We start from the raw sequence: 17,529 nt of genomic DNA, 5'->3' as shown, positions 1-17,529 counted from the left end.
CGGACAGATTGCCACGGATTCGCGGATGTGGCGCGGGGCCCGAATATAGGATCCGGGCCCCCGACAACTGTGCCCCCACCAGGGCTCGAACCTGGGACCTGCGGATTAAAAGTCCGTAGCTCTACCAACTGAGCTATAGGGGCGCGGTCGGTCAGTTTAGTGGTTCACCCGCCCAAGTGTTAAACGAGTATCCGATTGTGTTCCGGCAGGGCGTGTTTGCGCTGGTCATGCCGGTTTGAGCGGGGCGTGTCGGACTGGTCTGCGGGCGTTGCGCGCGTGTCGCGGTCCGCGGGCGGGTGACGCGCCGTGCCGATCGGCTGACGCGCTGTGCCGATCCCTCGCGCTTCGCCGGAATGGCATCGGTCCGCGGGAGGACCATGGGGGGCTGTGAGGGTTCGGACCGGTCGGTGGGGACTGTGACGGCATGGGCTCGCGCGCCGGGGGCGGAGGCGTGGGCCGGACGAGGGGTGCGACCCGCCTCCGTCCGGCGGCCGGCGATGGCCGGGCGCGCGGGCGCGCATGCCGGAACCGCCGCTGTACTGCTCCGGGGCAATCGCCTTGCCACTCAGATTGTTTCGATTCGCCTGATTGTGAATATCATCCAATGGTGATGTGTGGCAAGCATTTTGGTGCGGGGGTTGGGGACCGGGTAGCACCGGCGCCGAGTTGGCGGCGTCGGGCCGGTGGTGATGCCGCGTGGGCCGGGGTGGGTGCCGCGGAGACGTCCGGTATGCCGAACTTCCATGGGATATGGGCGAATTCGTCTTTTCGGACCATTCACCCAGTCGATAGCTGGGGAATTGCGGCTTTCGATAGGGGGCGTGCTGGCTAACTGACTCTCCGGTACACCTCACGCAGGGTGCGCATTCCGGGTACGGTGACCGACTGGTGAATTCCTGAAGAACCGGGATTGCCCCGGCAGCATGGGATTCGGCTTATCGTTGAAGTGCCCGAACGTGTCGCGAGCGGTTCCGGCCGATCGTGGCTCCAATAGATCAGGCTGCGGGAGGCGGATCCAGACGACGAGAACGCCCGGGTGCGCACCCCCTGCGGCGCACCCGGGCGGGAAAAACTATACCAGTTGGTGTGTTTCAAGTTTTTCGCGCTTTTTCGTACCAAAAGTTTGGTAATTCGGGCGAAGCCCGTTTTGAAGTATTTGAAAGACACGTAACTTTGCGTCGAGGGCGCCTTGGGAACTCCAGGGGTAGCCAGCGGCGGTAGCTAGCTTCGGAGGCGTTTCGAGCATGGCACGGCAGCAAGAGCGGGCCCGCCGGACACGCGCGGCGATCATTCGGTCCGCCGCCGTTGAGTTCGGGAAGAGCGGCTATGCCGCTGCATCGCTCAACCGCATATTGGAAGGTTCACGCGCCACCAAGGGCGCCATGTACTTTCACTTCGACTCCAAGGAGGACCTGGCTCGCGCGGTCTTGGAAGCGGCTGTGGACCGCTACCGCGTATCCACTGAAAGATGGCTCGGCAGAGGGGATCTCGGACCCCTGGACGTGCTGCACGGGATGATCGACGAGATCGCCCTGCGGCTCGAGAACGACATCATCATCCAGGCCGAGTTCCGGCTCATCATCGAGCCGGAGTTCTACCGCGACATCCAGGCCGGTGGCGGCCGCATTCTCGGGCGGTCCATCCGGCTGCTCGCGGTGCGTGCCACCGAACATAAACAGTTGCGCGGCGACACCGATGTCGATCGCTTCACCCGCACGCTGGCGGCGGCCCTGGCGGGCCAGCGCTATATCGCCGATGTGCTGGGTGGTCCGACCGATCTGCGTTCCCGGTTCACCGAGGCGCTCGAGATGATCGTGGAAGCCACCGCGACTCCCGAGTGGACCGAGGAGTTCCGGCGGGTCGGCTGGAAGGTCTCCGCTCGGCTGGAAGATCTCAATTTGGCAGTCTGACCAGCAGATTTGGGATTCGAGCGGATGCTGTCATAAGCTATCTCCGCTCCCAACGGAAGCCGTTGAGTGTAACGGTCCGGAGAAATCCGGCGGGCCCCCTTCGTCTAGCGGCCTAGGACGCCGCCCTTTCAAGGCGGTAGCGCGGGTTCGAATCCCGTAGGGGGTACAGCGGTGGAAACACTGTTGTTGTGGAGCAGAGCAAGGCCCTGTAGCGCAGTTGGTTAGCGCGCCGCCCTGTCACGGCGGAGGTCGCGGGTTCGAGTCCCGTCAGGGTCGCAGACCTATATCTTGGCATTCGTTCCGGGTGCTTCGGCCAGGTAGCTCAGTTGGTACGAGCGTCCGCCTGAAAAGCGGAAGGTCGCCGGTTCGATCCCGGCTCTGGCCACCAGTATCGAGAAGGCCGTACCCCAGGGTGCGGCCTTTTTCGTGTGTTCACCGCCGGGCATTCTGATCTTGGTGAGATGCTGGATTCATGGCTGACGAGGATACCCAGTGGTACTACTGCATCGATCATCAGAAGGCGGAGCAGGGCAAGCAGTGCTGGGTGGGCGGGCGGATGGGGCCCTATCCCGATAAGGCCACTGCGGAGCGGGCTTTGGAGATTGCCCGGGCGCGGAACAAGGCGGCTGATGAAGGTGACGACTGATTTCGTGAGTTGGGGGTAACTCCCCGGGTGCCCCTAAAATCGGGTTGACTCCCAACCGCCGGCACGCGTGCATGGCCGGTAACGGCTCTTATCCGGGCGCTAAAGTTCCGGGGAGGCGGGACAGGTAGGGTGCCGTGAGCAGAAAAGCGATGTGCCCGTCCGTACCGACGTGTGTACGGGCGAGAATCGAGCGGGAGGGCGACCCTTGAAGGTGACCGTGGTGGTGCCGACCTACAACGAGCGGGAGAACCTGCCGGTGGCGGTGGAGCGGCTGACCGCGCTACCGGTGGCCGACCTGCATGTGCTGGTTGTGGACGACAATTCGCCGGACGGCACGGGCGAGGTGGCCGACAAGCTGGCCGTCGACCTGCCGAATGTGGTGAGCGTGCTGCATCGCACCGAGAAGGACGGCCTGGGGAGGGCCTACATCGCGGGCATCACCCGGGCGCTCGACGAGGGTGCTGATGTGGTCATCCAGATGGACGCCGATCTCTCGCATCCGGCCGAGGTGATTCCGGCCATGCTGGAGAAGCTGGAGACCACGGACGCGGGCGTCGTGCTCGGATCCCGGTATGTCCCCGGCGGTTCCACGGCCGACGAGTGGAAGTGGCACCGCAAGGCGCTCTCCGCGTGGGCCAACTTCTACGTGAATCTGCTGCTGCGGCTCGGGGTGAAGGATGCCACCGCCGGATTCAAGGCGTGGAAGGCCGATACGCTGCGCGCCATCGATGTGGCCTCCATCAAGAGCAACGGATACTCGTTCCAGGTGGAGATGAACTACCGGACCGTCAAGAAGGGCATCGCGATCGCGGAGGTGCCGATCCGGTTCGAGGAGCGCACCAAGGGCGCGTCCAAGATGAGCCTGAAGGTACAGCTGGAGTCAGCCCTGATGCCCTGGAAGCTGTTGTTCGGCAAGCAGGTTTAGGCTGTCCCGCCGCCCCGAACCTTCAGCGCGCGGCTGAGAGCCGTTGACTGACTGACACGCGTGCCGGTGGTTGAGAGCCGAACCGATTTTTGGGGGTACCCCAGGAGTTACCCTCGTCTCCCGAGATCGGGAGTCGCGTTGGGAGACGGGGTAGTCATTCGTCCCGTGGCCAGTGCAGCAGGGTGTCGACGAACAGCTGACGGACCTGTGAGACTTCATCATCCATGTGGTCCGGGTTCCAGCCGCTGACGTCTATGGGTGGCAGGACGGCCACGTCTACGACGCCCTTGCGGACGACCGGTGAGTTGCGCCAGGAGATTTCGCCGGCATTGCGGATCACCACCGGGATGATCGGGACTCCGGCCTGGATGGCGATGTGGAAGGCCCCCTTCTTGAAGGGGCCGACGCGCGGTGTCATCGAGCGGGTGCCCTCTGGGGCGATCACGACGGACAGTCCGCCGCGCAGGGTGTCGACCACCGGCTCCAGGGCGGCCTTGGCGGCGGCGGTATCGCCCCGGTTGATGAATGTGACCTCCACGAAGCGCATGAGCGGTCCGAAGAGCGGGTTGTTGGCGACCTCGCGTTTGGCGATGCCGGTGAATCCGGCGCCGAGCACCTCGGCGATGACCACGATGTCGAATTGGCTCTGGTGGTTGAACAGGAACACGGCCGGCCGTGGGGCACGGGCATTTTCGGCGCCGACCACCCGGACCCGCACGCCGGTGCCGCGCAGGGTGGAGTCGGCGGCGACGGTCATCATCGAATCCGCCATCTGCCTGCGCTCTTTGGTGTACGCCTTGGCGGCGACGCCGAACAGCGCACCGCCCACCAGCGCCCCGAATCCGGTGAAGGTGCGGGCATAGTCGGTGGCCTTGGGCGCCTGCCTGGGCCGGAAATGCAGGACCGGCCAATCCTTTTCGGCGGCTTCGAGCACCACGCGCGGGTCCGGGTTGACGGCGACCGGATGCCCCGCGACCCCCAGCAGCGGCAGGTCTGCGGCACTGTCGGCGTACACCCAGCTGCTGGTCAGGTCGATATCGTGGGAGGCGGCGAAGCGCCGGACCGCATCGGCTTTGCCGTTGCGCCACAGCGGCTTCCCGTCCACATGCCCGGTGAGCACCCCGTCCTGCACCACCATGGTCGTGCACAGCACATTCGGGATGCCGAGTTCGGCGGCGACCGGCTGCACCTGATACCGGGTGAGCGAGCTCACGAGTACCAGTGTGTGCCCGGCGGTTTCGTGTTCACGAATGAGCCGCCAGGCCTCCGGATACAGGTGCCCGTGCACGGTCTTCACGAAAAGCGTCGCGCCGAGCTGTTCGAGTTCGCTCTCGGGCACTCCGGCCCAGGTCTGCATGGCCTGCTGCAGGAAGCGCTCGTATTCGCCCTCGCTGCGGGCGCCGCGAATACTGCCGAGCATGGTGGCGGCGAGGGCGGTGGAACCGCTGTGCCGCCGCAGGATTCGCCGTACGGCCGCGGGCGGGTTGAAGCCGTGCAGGACGGTGCCACCGAAGTCGAAGATGGCGGCGATCCCCGGCCCCTGCGGTCCGGAGCGGATGGCGGCGACGGCGGTCTCGAGATCGATGGTGTTGACGGGTTGTTCGATGATGCCGACGCCCGGCCGGGGCGGCGGCGACAGTAGCTCACCTGCGGCGCGGTGTGTCACAGCGCATCCCGCCGATTGGACGGGTCCAGCGTGGCGGCCCGGTTGATGCGGGCCCCGATGGCGCGCAGTTCCTCGGCGAAGCGGGTCCGCCGGGCGACCAGGTCTTCCGGATCGTCGGAAGGTTCGAGCAGTGCGTGATTATCGGCGAGTTTGAGTGCGCTGCCGAACAATTCGGAGGATACCGATTCGGGGCTGTGCAGCCGCTGCTGCAGCAGCATCTGCCTGCCGACCTGCAGACATTCGTCGAGGAACGCCTTCTTGTCGACGGCGAGCGCCGGATCGCGGGCGGCCAGGCGCTCGGCGACCACGAGCTGGGCGTCGAAGAAGGATCGCAGCACCCGGTGCGCCATCATGAATCCGGATTCTGCCAGCCTGGCGAGGATTTCGGAGCCGACGGTCCCGGCCGCGGTGCGCCGGTGCCACTCCGGGTCCACGCGCAGCATCTCGGCGGTGAGCTGGGTGGTGAACTCGGCGCGCTCCGGGAAGAAGAATTCGAATTTCAGCAGGTCCCGCAGCCGGTAGGCGGCTTCCCAGCCGACCCGCAGCTGATCGCCCTCGGGCGCCTCGACGGCGGTGAGAATGGCCAGCTCCAGGATGGCGCGATTGGCGAACCAGTGCACCGCGCTGTTGCGGTAGAAGGCGGCCTCCAGGTGCGCGCCCGCACCGATCGAGTAGACGGGCTCCAGCCCGCCGCGGTACACGGTGACCACCTTGGCCACGGCCAGCTGTTCGAGCACGACGGCGAGTCCGTGATCGTCCCGCAGGGTGACGAGTTCACCGCACGGCAGATCCCGGCTCCCGATGTAGTCCAGGACGGGTTCGATGGCGGTGCGCAGCTCACTGCGGGTGAGGGCGCGTTCGTGCACGCCGAGCAGGACCAGTGTGGTGAGTGCGTTGACGGTGATCGGGGTGACGTCGTTGATGCCGACGGCGACCTCGAAGGCGAGGCGCTGCACCGCCAGGTGTTCTCGCTCCACGATCTCCGGTGCGGCTTCGAAGTCGTGCGGGCGCAGCGGATCTCCGAGGGCGGCGAGCCGGTCGCGCGCCGACAGTGGATTCCCGAAGCGCACGTACACATGCCCCGCCGAATGTTGTTGATTGCGCACATAGCGCGCCAGCCAGGCCAATCCCTCGGCTTGTTTACTGCCGCCGGTCTGTTCGTCGGCAATGGCCCCGATTTCATTGAGCCGCTCATAGGTGATGGAGACCGGAACCAGCATGACATCGTCGATACGCGATGAACGCAATGCTGCCGCAAGGTAATTCAACAGACCATAGCGCGGCGGCCGGAGTTTACCGGTGCGGGTGCGCCCGCCTTCGAAATACCATTCGAGATTGAAGCGCTTGGCGAGTAGGTAGGCGAAGTATTCTTCGACAACCGCTTTGTACACTTCGTCATCGCCGAAACTGCGCCGAATGAATACGGTTCCGGTGCGCCGGGCAATGGGTCCGATCGGCCAGAATTTCAGGTTTGCTCCGCCGACCACATGATTGGGCGGAAAGTCATTGCGCGCCAGAATATCTCCGAGTACGAACGCGTCCACATAGGACCGGTGCGAGGGCAGGAATACCAGTGGATAACGGCGATTCAGGGCACGCAGCCGGTCCAGTCCGGCCGGATCGTCGTCGACCTTCCAGGTGGAGGCGTGCACCGGGCGCATGGCCTGGGTGAACAGATCGGACACCAGCCGGCTCTGCGCCGCGACCAGTTCCCGCAGTCCGCGTTCGGCCCGCCGGTACACCTCGCGCGCGGGCGTATCCGTCTGTTCCGCAATGGCATCGAGCCGCCGCAGGAATTCCGGCGAGTCCAGGATCTCCTCGACCACCAGGCGCGGCACCTTGTAGCGGTCGCCGATGACGGCGCGCTCGGCGCGTTCCAGGGCGACGATGCCGGCGCGAACGATGGCGCGCGCGAAGGCTTCCGGCGCTCCGGCCGCGCCCGGATTATTGGCGCGGAGCTCGCTCAGGCGCGCGGGTGCGCCGGTGAGGACCAGGTGCCGGTCGGGCGCGGTGGTGACGAGCCGCCGCTGCATGAGCCGGTTCGGCTTGCGCGGATTGGACAGGGTGAGCAGATCGCCGAAGCTGGTGCGCCGCACCCCATCGCGTTCGGGCGGCAGCCACAGCACCCGCACCGGCACCACCAGCGGGTCGTCATGGCGTCCGACGAGCCGGTCGCCGACGGCGCCGGCGTCCAGATCGAGTTGGGTGACGGGCGCGCTGGTGCCGAACTCCTGCGCGATCCCGCCCTCGGCCAGCCAGCTGCCGATGAGTTCGCGTTCGACCCGCCCGGTGGCATCGACGAGCGCCACCACCGAACCTGGGATGGTGGCGGCTTCCGGGAGCCGACTGTCGTGATCGAGCATCTGTAGTTCCCTCCGCGCGTGAACCGCCGCAACCCATTGAAGCGGAAAGAGGGGCGCCGGCACTGCGGGTCGCTCAATTCCTCGATCGTGGTGCGGGATTCGCGGGGTGACAGAGCTCGCTTTCGTCGCCTTCCTATTCGAACGAAGGTAATGCTAACCTCGCTCAAATAAGTTAGGTAAGCATAACCTTGGAGGACCGGTGGCAGCCACGGACGAACGGTTACGGCTCGACGAGCAGCAGCGGTGGGGCGAACACGTCACCGATCCGGTAGCGGCGGTATCCGCACTCGCGGCGGCCGATCGCTTCGGTGAGTATGTGGTTTACGAGAAGCCGGGCGCCTGGGTGTTCGCGGCCGATCCTCTCGGCGGCGTGGAACTGGACGCGGACGAACTGCGCTCCACCTGGGACGGGCAGACCACCGCCGGCGTCTGGACCGGCAGTCCGGCGCAGGCCGTGGATCGCGCCCTGGCCGAACTGCCGCTCGGGCAGCGGAACGCCTACGGCTGGATCGGTTTCGAGTTCTGCGCCTGGTCCCTCGGCGCGACCGCGCACGTGCACCCCCGCGCGACGCTGGCGCACCTGATGGTTCCGCGCATCGAGGTGCGCATCGACGAGGCCGGAGTCCGGGTTGCCGGGGCCACGCCCGCCGAGACCGCGGATATCCACGAGCTGATCGCCGCCTCGCAGGGCAGCGCGCTACCGGTGGCGCATCCGGTGGATATCACGATCGACCCGACCGCCTACGCCGACCGCGTCGCGACCGGCGTCGCCGAGATCCACGCCGGCAAATATCAGAAGGTGATCCTGTCGCGGAAGGTGGATCTGCCCTTCGCCGTGAACATTCCGGACACCTACCGGCTGGGGCGCATGCACAACACCCCCGCCCGCTCCTTCCTGCTGCGGCTCGGCGGCCTCGAAGCGGCCGGGTTCAGTCCCGAACTGGTGGCCGCCGTGGACGCCGATCGCAGGGTGACCACCGAACCGCTCGCGGGCACCCGGGCCTTCGGCCGCGGTGACGCCGTCGATACGGCGGCCCGCGCCGAGCTGATCGGCGATCCCAAAGAGATTGTCGAGCACGCCATTTCCGTGCAGACCTCGTTCTCGGAGATCGCCGCTGTCGCCGAACCGGAGACCACGGTCGTCTCGGATTTCATGGCGGTGCGCGAGCGCGGCAGCGTGCAGCATCTGGCCTCCACGGTGCAGGGCCTGCTGGCGGCCGGCCGGAGCCCGTGGGATGCGCTGGAAACCCTGTTCCCGTCGGTGACGGCGTCCGGGATTCCCAAGGCGGCCGGGGTGGACGCTGTCTTCCGCCTCGACCATGATCCGCGCGGCCTGTATTCCGGTGCGGTGGTGACGGTTTCACCGGACGGCGCGCTGGAGGCGACGCTGGTGCTGCGCGCCGTCTATCAGACCGGTGCGGGCGCGTGGCTGCGCGCGGGCGCGGGTGTGGTCGGCCAGTCCCGCCCGGAACGCGAATTCGAGGAGACCTGCGAGAAATTGGGCAGCGTCGCACCGTATGTCGTGCGGGCATAAGGCAACGTAGGTCGCACAGGCATGGGGCACTGTGGGTCGTGCAGGCATAGGGCACCGTGGGGTGTTCGGGTCCAAAGACCGTATGTCACACGCGCGCAATGCTGTTCGTCGTGCGTGACTCAGACCGGGAAGTCGACGCCGGTCAGTCGTTCGGCCAGCTCCCAGAGCTGGCGGGCGGTCTTCTCATCGTGCGAGGCGGCGCTGGAACCGACCAGGCCCGGCTGCCCGCGCCAGCCGAACCATTCGGAAGGCCCGTAGTAGCCGCCCGGTTCGGCATCGCCGACGGCGGCGAAAAGCGTCGGCAGCGCACCCGCCTCGGCGCTCTGCGCGATCAGTCGATTGCCCAGGTCGATGATCTGCTCCAGCAGATTCTGCGCCTTCGAATTGATCTCGGTGGCCGCGTATCCCGGATGCGCGGCCACCGCCAGTTTCGGCGACTCCACCGTGAACAGGCGCCGCTGCAGCTCGTAGGTGAACAGCAGCAGCGCCAGCTTCGACTGGGCGTACGCGCCGAAGCGCTGATAGGAGCGATGCTCCCAGTTCAGGTCGTCCAACTCGATGCGGCCGATGTAGTGCGTGACGCTGCTGACATTCACTATGCGAGTCGAGATGCGTTCCAGAAGTAGGCCGCTCAGCGCGAAGTGGCCGAGGAAATTGGTGCCGATCTGCAGTTCGAAGCCGTCGGCGGTGCGACTGTAGGGCACCGCCATCACACCGGCATTGTTGATCAGCACATCCGCGTGGTCCACGGTATCGGCGAAGGCGCGCACCGAGCGCAGATCGGCGAGGTCGAGCGAGCGCACCTGCACCCGGCCCCTGATGGTCTTGGCGACCGCCTGCCCCTTGATCTCATTGCGGCAGGCCATGATCACCAGCCCACCGGCCTCGGCCAGCGCCCGTGCGGTGGCCGCGCCCAACCCGCTGGTCGCTCCGGTGACGATGAAGGTCCGATCGGTCAGATCCGGAATATTCGACGTGCTCCACCCACCCATAGCCGAACTCTATGGTGTGGGTGGCGGCTTGTCTCGCCGAACGCGGTTCAGCTTCCGCGCAAGGCTTTCTTGTCGATCTTGCCCACGGCGGTGATCGGCAGCGTGTCCGCCTGGCGCAGCACATCGGGCAGTTTGTAGGTCGCGAGTCCGCGCTCGGTCAGGAAGGTCTTGATCGCGGCAAGCGCGGGCATCTCGCCGTCGACCACCAGTACCGCGCAGACTCTTTCGCCGAGCGTGGCATCGGGCAGGCCGACCGCGGCGGCGTGCCGGACCACCGGATGCGCCAGCAGGTGCTCCTCGAGTTCATCGCAGGAGATGTTCTCGCCGCCGCGATTGATCACATCCTTGATGCGCCCGGAGACCATGAGGTGCCCGCTCGGCAGGCGGCGCACCAGATCGCCGCTGCGGTAGTAGCCGTCGGGGGTGAAGGCGCGCGAATTATGTTCGGGGGCACGGTAGTAGCCGCGAATCGTGTACGGGCCGCGGGTGAGCAGCTCGCCCTCCTCGCCGTCCGGAACGTCCTTGCCGTCGGCGTCGACCACCCGAACCTCGTCGGCGGGGGAGAGCGGACGGCCCTGGGTGGTGCGGACGAGCTCGTCGGAATCGTCGAGGCGGGTGTAGTTGAGCAGGCCCTCCGCCATGCCGAACACCTGCTGCAACCGCACCTTCAGGGCCGGCTCCACGTCGCGCGCATTGACCTCGGCCAGCCGCGCGCCGCCGACCTGGAGCAGGCGTAGCGACGACAGCTCTGCCTCCTCCCATTCGACTGCGGCGCACCACAATTGCGCCAGCGGCGGGACCACGGCGGTGAGCGTCACGCCATGGCGTTCGATCGCGGCGAAGGCGTTCTCCGGGCTCGGATCGGTGATGAACACCATGCCGCCGCCGGTGGCGATGGTGCCGAGAATGCCGGGGCAGGACAGCGGAAAGTTGTGTGCGACAGGAAGTGTCGCGAGGTAGACGTCCTCGGGGCCGAGTTCGCAGAGCGCGGCGCTGGAGGTCGCGTTGTAGGTGTAGTCGTCGTGGGTGCGGGCGATCAGCTTCGGCAGTCCGGTGGTGCCGCCCGATACCAGCATGAGGGCGATATCGGCGGCGTCGATCTCCGGCAGCGAATCACCTTCCGCGGGAACGGAATGCAGATCGGTGAACGGGCCCGGCTCGCCGAGGACGAGCACATGCCGCAGCGTGGGCACGGCGGTGCGCACCTGTTCGGCCAGGGTGCGGTAGTCGAAGTCGCCGAGGCGATCGGCGATGACATACGCGACCGCGCCGGAGAGCCGGGTGAGGTGCTCGATCTCGGCCCGGCGATGCGCGGGCAGGGTCAGCACCGGAATGATTCCGGCCCGCAGCAGCCCGAACAGCACCGGCACGAACTCCAGCACATTGGGCAGCTGGACGACGACTCGATCGCCGGGGCGCAGGCCCAGCGCCAGCATTCCGTGCGCCATCCGGTCGGCGGCGACGTCCAGCTGGTCGTAGGTCGCACCGGCGCCGGGTGTGCCGGGATCGGCGAGCAGCGCCGGGCGTTCGGGCCACTGCCGTGCGGCCTCGCGCAGCAGTTCGCCCAGCGGGTGTCCGGCCCAGTACCCGGCCTGCCGGTAGCTCGCCGCGAGATCAGCGGGGAAGGGGACGAAGCCGTCACGGTGGTCCCGGACGGCGGACGGATTCGATGTCACAGCGACGACCTCTGGCGAGTAAGGGTTGCTTAGAAAGGTTAGGCAACCCTATCTCACCGTGCCGGCGTCAGTGCGCCACAGGCAGCACGCAGCCGTCTTTCAGCACTCCGATGTCATGGAAGAACTGATAGCAGGCGGGATCATCGGGCAGCTTCGCGTGGAAACCCTCGAGGAGGAACGTCGCGACGAAATTCACCACGATGACCAGCGCGAGGAATCCGATCGCGAATTTCCCGGCCATCCGGTGCGGCACATCGGGAATCGCGGTCGTCGCGGTCAGGTACGAAAACGACAGCACCACACCGATTGTCGTGATGGCGGCGGCGAACAGAATCCACGCCCACACGTACAGGTGCAGCCCGAACACCGCACCCATGTACCCGGGATCGCCCGGCGGGATGTGCAGCATGGTCTGCCGCCAGGCCGTGAATCCGCCACCGAAACAGGCCACGATCGCCAGGCCCCAGCCGACCGCGTAATCGCGCGGCGCGATGGTCCCGTTCATGCCCTTGCGCACGATGTACGCCCCGCCCAGCGCGGCCAGCATCATGAAATAGCGCTGCAGCATGCACAGCGGGCACGGGTACTCCCAATTGACGAACTGGAATCCCAGCCCGCCGCAGATGACGCCGGACCAGCCGGCGACGAAGATGACGGCCAGCCAGTACTGCGCCTGACCGAGTGCGCCGCTGCGGGTTTCGGCGCCCGCGGTCTCGGTCACCATGTCAGTCCCAGGCCGAGGCTGCTGGTGATGTGCAACTTCAGCAGTACGGCGCTCAGCAGGGCCACGATCCACCAGGCGGCCAGAATCGAGCGCCGGGAATTCTGTTGATAGATCAGGATCAAAACCCCCAGCAAACCCAAGAGTATGAGCGTGTCCATGGTTGCGGACGCTACCGCAATTTTCAGGCATTCCACCGTTGTGGGCGAGATCCGACGGTCGCGCCCGCCCGCCCCTAGACTCGATCAGGTGAGTGGTTGGGACATCGCCGACATCCCGGATCAGACCGGTCGAACGGTCATCGTCACGGGCGCCAACAGCGGGCTGGGTGCGGCGACGACGCGCGCGCTCGCCGAAGCCGGGGCGCAGGTGATCATGGCCTGTCGCAATGAGGTCAAGGCGCGGTCCGTCGCGGTCGACATCGGTAAGGGTGTGCAGGTGCGCCGCCTGGATCTCGCCGATCTGGCCTCGGTGCGCGAATTCGCCGACTCCATCGATGCGGTCGATGTGCTGATCAACAATGCGGGCGTCATGGCGGTGCCGCTGAAGCGCACCGCCGACGGCTTCGAAATGCAGATCGGCACAAACTATCTCGGCCATTTCGCGCTGACGGCTCTACTGCTGGACAAGGTGCGCGACCGCATCGTCACGCTGTCCAGCGGATTCCACGCGATGGGCAAGATCGATCTCGAGGATCTGAACTGGGAGCGCCGCCGCTATCAGCGCTGGGCCGCCTACGGGCAGTCCAAGCTGGCGGATCTGATGTTCGCCTATGAGCTGCAGCGCCGCCTGACCGCCGCCGGTTCATCGAAACTGTCACTGGCCGCGCACCCCGGTTATGCGGCCACCGACCTGCAGGCCCACACCGAGTCGGTGTACGACGCGCTGATGTCCGTGGGTAATCGGCTACTCGCGCAGAGTGCCCGGATGGGTGCGCTGCCAACGCTTTTCGCCGCCACCTCCGCCGCTGTGGAGCCGGGGCGGTACTACGGTCCGACCGGGCTGCGCGGGCTGCGCGGCCATCCCGGCCGCAGCGGCTCCAGCGCCGCGTCCCGCGACGAAGTGACCGCGCGCCGCCTGTGGGAGCTGTCGGAACAGCTGACCAAGGTCAGCTTCTCGTTCCCGCGCCGATAGCCGCCGGCAGCCATGAGTGTTCCGTTCGACCGCCGCGATCAGCTGGACAAGATACAAGCCGGATTGCTGCCGGGTGAGGCGATCATCGCCGTATACGACGCGATCGGGGTGGGCACCGGATTTCTGGGGCTCACCGACCGGCGCGTGATCATTCAGGACAATTCGTTCGTGGGGAAGAAGATCGCCATCACGAGCATTCCGTACGCGCGGATCAGCAGCGTCAGCATTCTCACCAACAAATCGTTCGCGGGGCAGTGGTTCTCCTCGGGGCATCTGGCCATCAGCACCGGGCATCACACCTATGAGGTGGAGTTCCGCGGCGATGACAAGACGCGGCACGCGCACGACGTGATCCTGCACTACATCGCCCGGTAGGCGGGGCCGAACGCGCGGCGGTGGCGTCCGAGCGGTGGGATGTGATCCCGGAATGTGGGATGCGTCGGCACGGCTGTGGTCACCGCCACAGGCACCCTTCGCGATTTCTGATACTCTGCCTGGCATGCAGCGCACGTATTTCTGGTTTAGCCAGCCGGCCCCGGGTGGGTCGCGCGGCGTGAACTTGCGCTGACCTCTTCCACCCCGAGCCGGACGAACACAGACCGGCGCCAAGGGGTTTCGCAGTAACTCTCCGTGGGTCGGCCTGAGACAAGGAACCCACGATCATGACTCTCGCAGCCGATATCGATCGGCATGCCGATCTTGATGACCAGCGCACCCTCAGCGTGAGCCCGCTCAACTCACCGCGTGAGGTCCGTACCGCGCACCCGATCGGCGATGTGCTCGCCGACACCGTGCGCGCCGGGCGCAAGGCCACCGTCGAGGTGCTCACCGGTGCCGACGACCGCCTGATGGTGATCGTCGGGCCGTGCTCGGTGCACGACACCGCCGCCGCCATGGAGTACGCGCACAAGCTGGCCGCCAAATCCGCGGAGCTCGGGGACCGGCTGCACGTGGTCATGCGCGTCTACTTCGAGAAGCCGCGCACCACGCTCGGGTGGAAGGGTCTGATCAACGATCCGCACCTCGACGGCAGCTTCGATATCAATACCGGGCTGAATGTCGGCCGTGAGCTGCTGGTGGACATCACCGCGCTCGGCCTGCCCGTGGCGTGTGAATTCCTCGACCCCATCACCCCGCAGTACATCGCGGACCTGGTGTCCTACGGTGCGATCGGCGCGCGGACCGCCGCCAGCCAAGTGCACCGGCAGCTCTCCAGTGCGCTGTCCATGCCGGTCGGCATCAAGAACGGCACCGACGGTGATGTGCAGGTCGCGGTCGACGGCGTGCGCGCCGCGGCGGCCAGCCACGTCTTCCCCGGCACCGACCTGGACGGGCGTTCGGCGCTCATTCGCACCGCGGGCAACCCGGACTGCCACGTCATCCTGCGCGGTGGCAGCAACGGCACCAATTACGATGCCGCCTCCTGCGCGGAAGCCCTTATCCGCCTGGAGAAGTCGTCGCTGCCGCAGCGCCTCGTCGTGGATGCCTCGCACGGCAACAGCAATAAGGACCACAACAAGCAGGTCGACGTCGTCACCGATATCGCCGAGCGCATTGCCGCCGGCGAACGGGGCGTAGTCGGCGTCATGCTGGAGAGCTTCCTCGTCGCCGGCCGCCAGGACCTCACCCTCGGCCACCCCGAAGACCTCACCTACGGCCGGTCCATCACCGACGCCTGCCTCGACTGGGACGTCACCGCAACCCAGCTCGACCGCCTCGCCGACGCCGTCACCGCCCGCCGCGCCCACCGCGCGTAGCGGGTAGCCGACCCGCCATCCCGGCGCGTTCTCGGCCGGGATCCACTGAAACCCGTTGGACCGCTTCGGGTGTGGATCCCGGCTGAAAGCATGCCGGGATGACGGGTGTGTGCCGGGACGGTGGCGGCTGGGTCGTGGTTGTCAGACGTTGGCGGGCCAGTCGGTGGCCGGTGCGGCGGGGTCGGTGTGCAGGCGGGAGGCTATCCAGCTGTCGCGGCGGGTGCCGCGTTGCAGGCAGCCGCCGCGGAGTAGGCCCTCGTAGTGGAAGCCGGCGCGGCGGGCCACGGCGGCGGAGGGGTGGTTGCCGACGATGGCGCGCCATTCGATGCGGGCCAGGGCGAGGAAGTCGCGGTGGAAGCCGGCCGCGCAGACCAGGTGCACGGCCTGGGTCATGAGGCCGCGGCCGCGTACGGCGCGCGAGAGCCAGAAGCCGATCTCGGCGGCGGCGTCCTCGCGGCGGGAATCGATGGGGCCCAGGCCGATCATGCCGATCACCGGTGCGTCCGCGGCCAGGCGCAGGGCCCAGGTGGGGCTGCGTGCGGCCCAGCCGGGAGTGACCATGTCGTAGACGAATTTCTCGGCGTCGGCCCGGATATAGGGCACCGGCATGGTGGTCCACTGCCCGACCGAAGGTTCCTGGCAGCAGGCGGTGATGTCGTCGATATCGCGCACCGTGGGCGGCGACAGCCAGAGGGTTCCGTTCGAGAGCGTCCGCGCATCCATCGAGTCATGCTGTCACGGAACCGGACACGGCTGGTTGTTTCGGGCGACCTGCACACAGTCGATTGCCGCATCGACTTTCCGGGACCGGTGCCCGGCTTGTCGGCATACGACCGTAGGATCGGCTCAATGGTTGCCGCTCTTCTCGCCGACTTGTTCGAAACCCATCGGGCGCACCTGCTCTCGGTGGCCTACCGGTTGACGGGCAGTGTCGCCGATGCCGAGGATGCGGTGCAGGAGAGCTGGTTACGGCTCGCGGTCGCCCGCCAGTACGAGATCGAGGACCTGCGCGCCTGGCTCACCACCGTCGTCTCCCGCATCTGCCTGGACCGCCTGCGCAGCGCCACCGTGCGGCGCGAGCAGTATGTGGGGCAATGGCTTCCGGAGCCCATCGTCACCAGCCCGCTGCCCTCGAGCATGCCCGATCCGCTGGCCGCGGTGGTCCGCAAACAGGATGCGCGCTTCGCCGCCCTGGTCGTGATGGATGCGCTCACCCCGCCGCAGCGGGTGGCCTTCGTGCTGCACGACGGTTTCGCGGTGCCCTTCGACGAGATCGCCGAGCTGCTCGGCGTCTCCGCCGAGGCCGCCCGGGCCCTGGCGACGCGCGCGCGGAAAGCCTTGGCGCACCTGCCGGAACCGGTCACCGACACCGAGCACAACGCGGCCGTGCAGCAGCTGATGGAGGCGCTGGCCCGCGGTGATGTGGACGGTGTGGTCGCCGCGCTGCATCCGGACGTGCGCACCATCGGCGATGCCGGCGGCACCACCGCCACCGCGATGAATGTGGTTGCGGGAGTGGAGAAGAACGCCCGGTTGTGGCTGGGCCTGCGCAGCAGGTACGGCTTCGACGAACCGGTGCAGCCGGAGGCGGGTGCGCTGGAACCGGTGCTCGTCAATGGTCAGCTGGGCCTGCTGGTGCACGAACGCGCCTCGTGGAACGGCCACCCGGGCACGCCGCAGCGGGTGTACGGGTTCACCGTTACCGGCGGAAAGGTCTGGGGCATTTACGATCTCGTCAATCCGGCCAAGCTGAAGGGCATCCGGCTGCCGCGCTGAGACGTCCCGAGCGCGCACTGAGACGTCCCGAGCGCGCGCACTGAGACGTCCCGAGCGCCGCGACGGCGCGGCCACGAAGGTTCGTGACCGCGCCGACGATCACCTCCGGCGGTTGGGCGGCATACCCCCGACTGGCCTGCCGCGCACCGGAAGTCGCTAGTTGTTGGGCGGCACGATGCCGGAGCCGGACGCGCCGCCGCAGGAAACGCCGCCGGACAGGCTCGCCGCCGATCCGGAGCCCATGCAATTGCCGATACCGGATCCGGTGCCGGAGCCGGTGCCCGAACCCGAGCCCGGCAGGCTGGAGCCGAGATCCAGGTTGGGGGTGGACGAACCACCGGTAATGGTGTCGATCAGCTGAATCGAGGCGTGGTGGAAGAGGTTGACGGTGGTCACCGGGTGGAGCAGAAGATCTATGTACGAGGCCAT

At 67.0% G+C, this 17,529-nt stretch carries 16 protein-coding genes and 4 tRNA genes; 11 read left to right on the top strand and 9 right to left on the bottom strand.

Annotated elements, in window-relative coordinates; translation table 11 throughout:
* Positions 1 to 70: 70 nt before the first annotated feature.
* A tRNA-Lys gene (locus OG716_RS28305) sits at positions 71 to 143 on the bottom strand.
* 1,101 nt (positions 144 to 1,244) lie between these two features.
* Here OG716_RS28305 and OG716_RS28300 point away from each other — a divergent pair.
* The 6 genes from OG716_RS28300 (at position 1,245) to OG716_RS28275 (ending at position 3,481) form a co-directional block, all read left to right on the top strand.
* On the top strand, positions 1,245 to 1,910 hold the full coding sequence (locus tag OG716_RS28300; protein ID WP_355124106.1) for a TetR/AcrR family transcriptional regulator: 666 nt from the start codon (positions 1,245 to 1,247) through the stop codon (positions 1,908 to 1,910).
* A 93-nt stretch (positions 1,911 to 2,003) separates the two neighbouring features.
* Positions 2,004 to 2,076: transfer RNA gene (locus tag OG716_RS28295), tRNA-Glu, on the top strand.
* 36 nt (positions 2,077 to 2,112) lie between these two features.
* Positions 2,113 to 2,186, top strand: a tRNA-Asp gene (locus tag OG716_RS28290).
* A 35-nt stretch (positions 2,187 to 2,221) separates the two neighbouring features.
* Positions 2,222 to 2,298 (top strand) — tRNA-Phe (locus OG716_RS28285).
* Between the two features lie 84 nt (positions 2,299 to 2,382).
* Positions 2,383 to 2,556, top strand: a complete 174-nt coding sequence (locus tag OG716_RS28280) for a hypothetical protein (RefSeq protein WP_405133656.1) — start codon at positions 2,383 to 2,385, stop codon at positions 2,554 to 2,556.
* 223 nt (positions 2,557 to 2,779) lie between these two features.
* A complete protein-coding gene (locus tag OG716_RS28275) occupies positions 2,780 to 3,481 on the top strand; it encodes a polyprenol monophosphomannose synthase (RefSeq protein WP_327146387.1) in 702 nt (233 codons plus the stop codon).
* A gap of 154 nt (positions 3,482 to 3,635) precedes the next feature.
* Here the strand turns inward: OG716_RS28275 and OG716_RS28270 are convergent, their stop codons facing one another.
* Complete coding sequence (locus OG716_RS28270) at positions 3,636 to 5,147, bottom strand: HAD-IB family hydrolase (RefSeq protein ID WP_405133655.1); 1,512 nt, start codon at positions 5,145 to 5,147, stop codon at positions 3,636 to 3,638.
* The gene (locus tag OG716_RS28265) at positions 5,144 to 7,510 is read right to left on the bottom strand and encodes a glycerol-3-phosphate 1-O-acyltransferase (protein WP_405133654.1); all 2,367 of its coding nucleotides are present in this window, start codon (positions 7,508 to 7,510) and stop codon (positions 5,144 to 5,146) included. Before OG716_RS28265 ends, OG716_RS28270 begins: the two co-directional genes overlap by 4 nt.
* A gap of 199 nt (positions 7,511 to 7,709) precedes the next feature.
* On the opposite strand from OG716_RS28265, the gene OG716_RS28260 reads away from it, so the two are divergent.
* Complete coding sequence (locus OG716_RS28260) at positions 7,710 to 9,044, top strand: salicylate synthase (RefSeq protein WP_405133653.1); 1,335 nt, start codon at positions 7,710 to 7,712, stop codon at positions 9,042 to 9,044.
* 119 nt (positions 9,045 to 9,163) lie between these two features.
* On the opposite strand, the gene OG716_RS28255 is transcribed toward OG716_RS28260, so the two are convergent.
* The 4 genes from OG716_RS28255 to OG716_RS28240 all read right to left on the bottom strand — a co-directional run bounded on the left by OG716_RS28255 (position 9,164) and on the right by OG716_RS28240 (position 12,594).
* On the bottom strand, positions 9,164 to 10,036 hold the full coding sequence (locus OG716_RS28255; protein WP_405133652.1) for an oxidoreductase: 873 nt from the start codon (positions 10,034 to 10,036) through the stop codon (positions 9,164 to 9,166).
* Positions 10,037 to 10,083: 47 nt separating this feature from the next.
* A complete protein-coding gene (locus OG716_RS28250; protein ID WP_405133651.1) occupies positions 10,084 to 11,712 on the bottom strand; it encodes a (2,3-dihydroxybenzoyl)adenylate synthase in 1,629 nt (542 codons plus the stop codon).
* 67 nt (positions 11,713 to 11,779) lie between these two features.
* Complete coding sequence (locus tag OG716_RS28245; RefSeq protein ID WP_405133650.1) at positions 11,780 to 12,433, bottom strand: disulfide bond formation protein B; 654 nt, start codon at positions 12,431 to 12,433, stop codon at positions 11,780 to 11,782.
* On the bottom strand, positions 12,430 to 12,594 hold the full coding sequence (locus OG716_RS28240) for a DUF5993 family protein (RefSeq protein WP_405133649.1): 165 nt from the start codon (positions 12,592 to 12,594) through the stop codon (positions 12,430 to 12,432). Before OG716_RS28240 ends, OG716_RS28245 begins: the two co-directional genes overlap by 4 nt.
* A gap of 88 nt (positions 12,595 to 12,682) precedes the next feature.
* On the opposite strand from OG716_RS28240, the gene OG716_RS28235 reads away from it, so the two are divergent.
* From OG716_RS28235 to OG716_RS28225, 3 genes are all read left to right on the top strand, one after another.
* The gene (locus OG716_RS28235; protein ID WP_405133648.1) at positions 12,683 to 13,567 is read left to right on the top strand and encodes an oxidoreductase; all 885 of its coding nucleotides are present in this window, start codon (positions 12,683 to 12,685) and stop codon (positions 13,565 to 13,567) included.
* 12 nt (positions 13,568 to 13,579) lie between these two features.
* Complete coding sequence (locus OG716_RS28230) at positions 13,580 to 13,942, top strand: PH domain-containing protein (protein ID WP_405133647.1); 363 nt, start codon at positions 13,580 to 13,582, stop codon at positions 13,940 to 13,942.
* Between the two features lie 287 nt (positions 13,943 to 14,229).
* On the top strand, positions 14,230 to 15,324 hold the full coding sequence (locus tag OG716_RS28225; RefSeq protein WP_405133646.1) for a 3-deoxy-7-phosphoheptulonate synthase: 1,095 nt from the start codon (positions 14,230 to 14,232) through the stop codon (positions 15,322 to 15,324).
* A 141-nt stretch (positions 15,325 to 15,465) separates the two neighbouring features.
* Here OG716_RS28225 and OG716_RS28220 read toward each other — a convergent pair whose 3' ends face one another.
* A complete protein-coding gene (locus tag OG716_RS28220; RefSeq protein WP_405133645.1) occupies positions 15,466 to 16,047 on the bottom strand; it encodes a GNAT family N-acetyltransferase in 582 nt (193 codons plus the stop codon).
* A gap of 126 nt (positions 16,048 to 16,173) precedes the next feature.
* On the opposite strand from OG716_RS28220, the gene sigJ reads away from it, so the two are divergent.
* A complete protein-coding gene (sigJ, locus tag OG716_RS28215) occupies positions 16,174 to 17,100 on the top strand; it encodes an RNA polymerase sigma factor SigJ (RefSeq protein WP_405133644.1) in 927 nt (308 codons plus the stop codon).
* A gap of 156 nt (positions 17,101 to 17,256) precedes the next feature.
* Here sigJ and OG716_RS28210 read toward each other — a convergent pair whose 3' ends face one another.
* Positions 17,257 to 17,496 carry a hypothetical protein gene (locus OG716_RS28210; protein ID WP_355124136.1) on the bottom strand — a complete coding sequence of 80 codons (240 nt, stop codon included), beginning with the start codon at positions 17,494 to 17,496 and terminating at the stop codon, positions 17,257 to 17,259.
* Between the last annotated feature and the right edge of the window lie 33 nt (positions 17,497 to 17,529).

It is taken from the genome of Nocardia sp. NBC_01388 (genome assembly GCF_045040085.1).
Classification (GTDB): domain Bacteria; phylum Actinomycetota; class Actinomycetes; order Mycobacteriales; family Mycobacteriaceae; genus Nocardia.
This window is presented reverse-complemented; position numbering and strand designations above follow the sequence as displayed.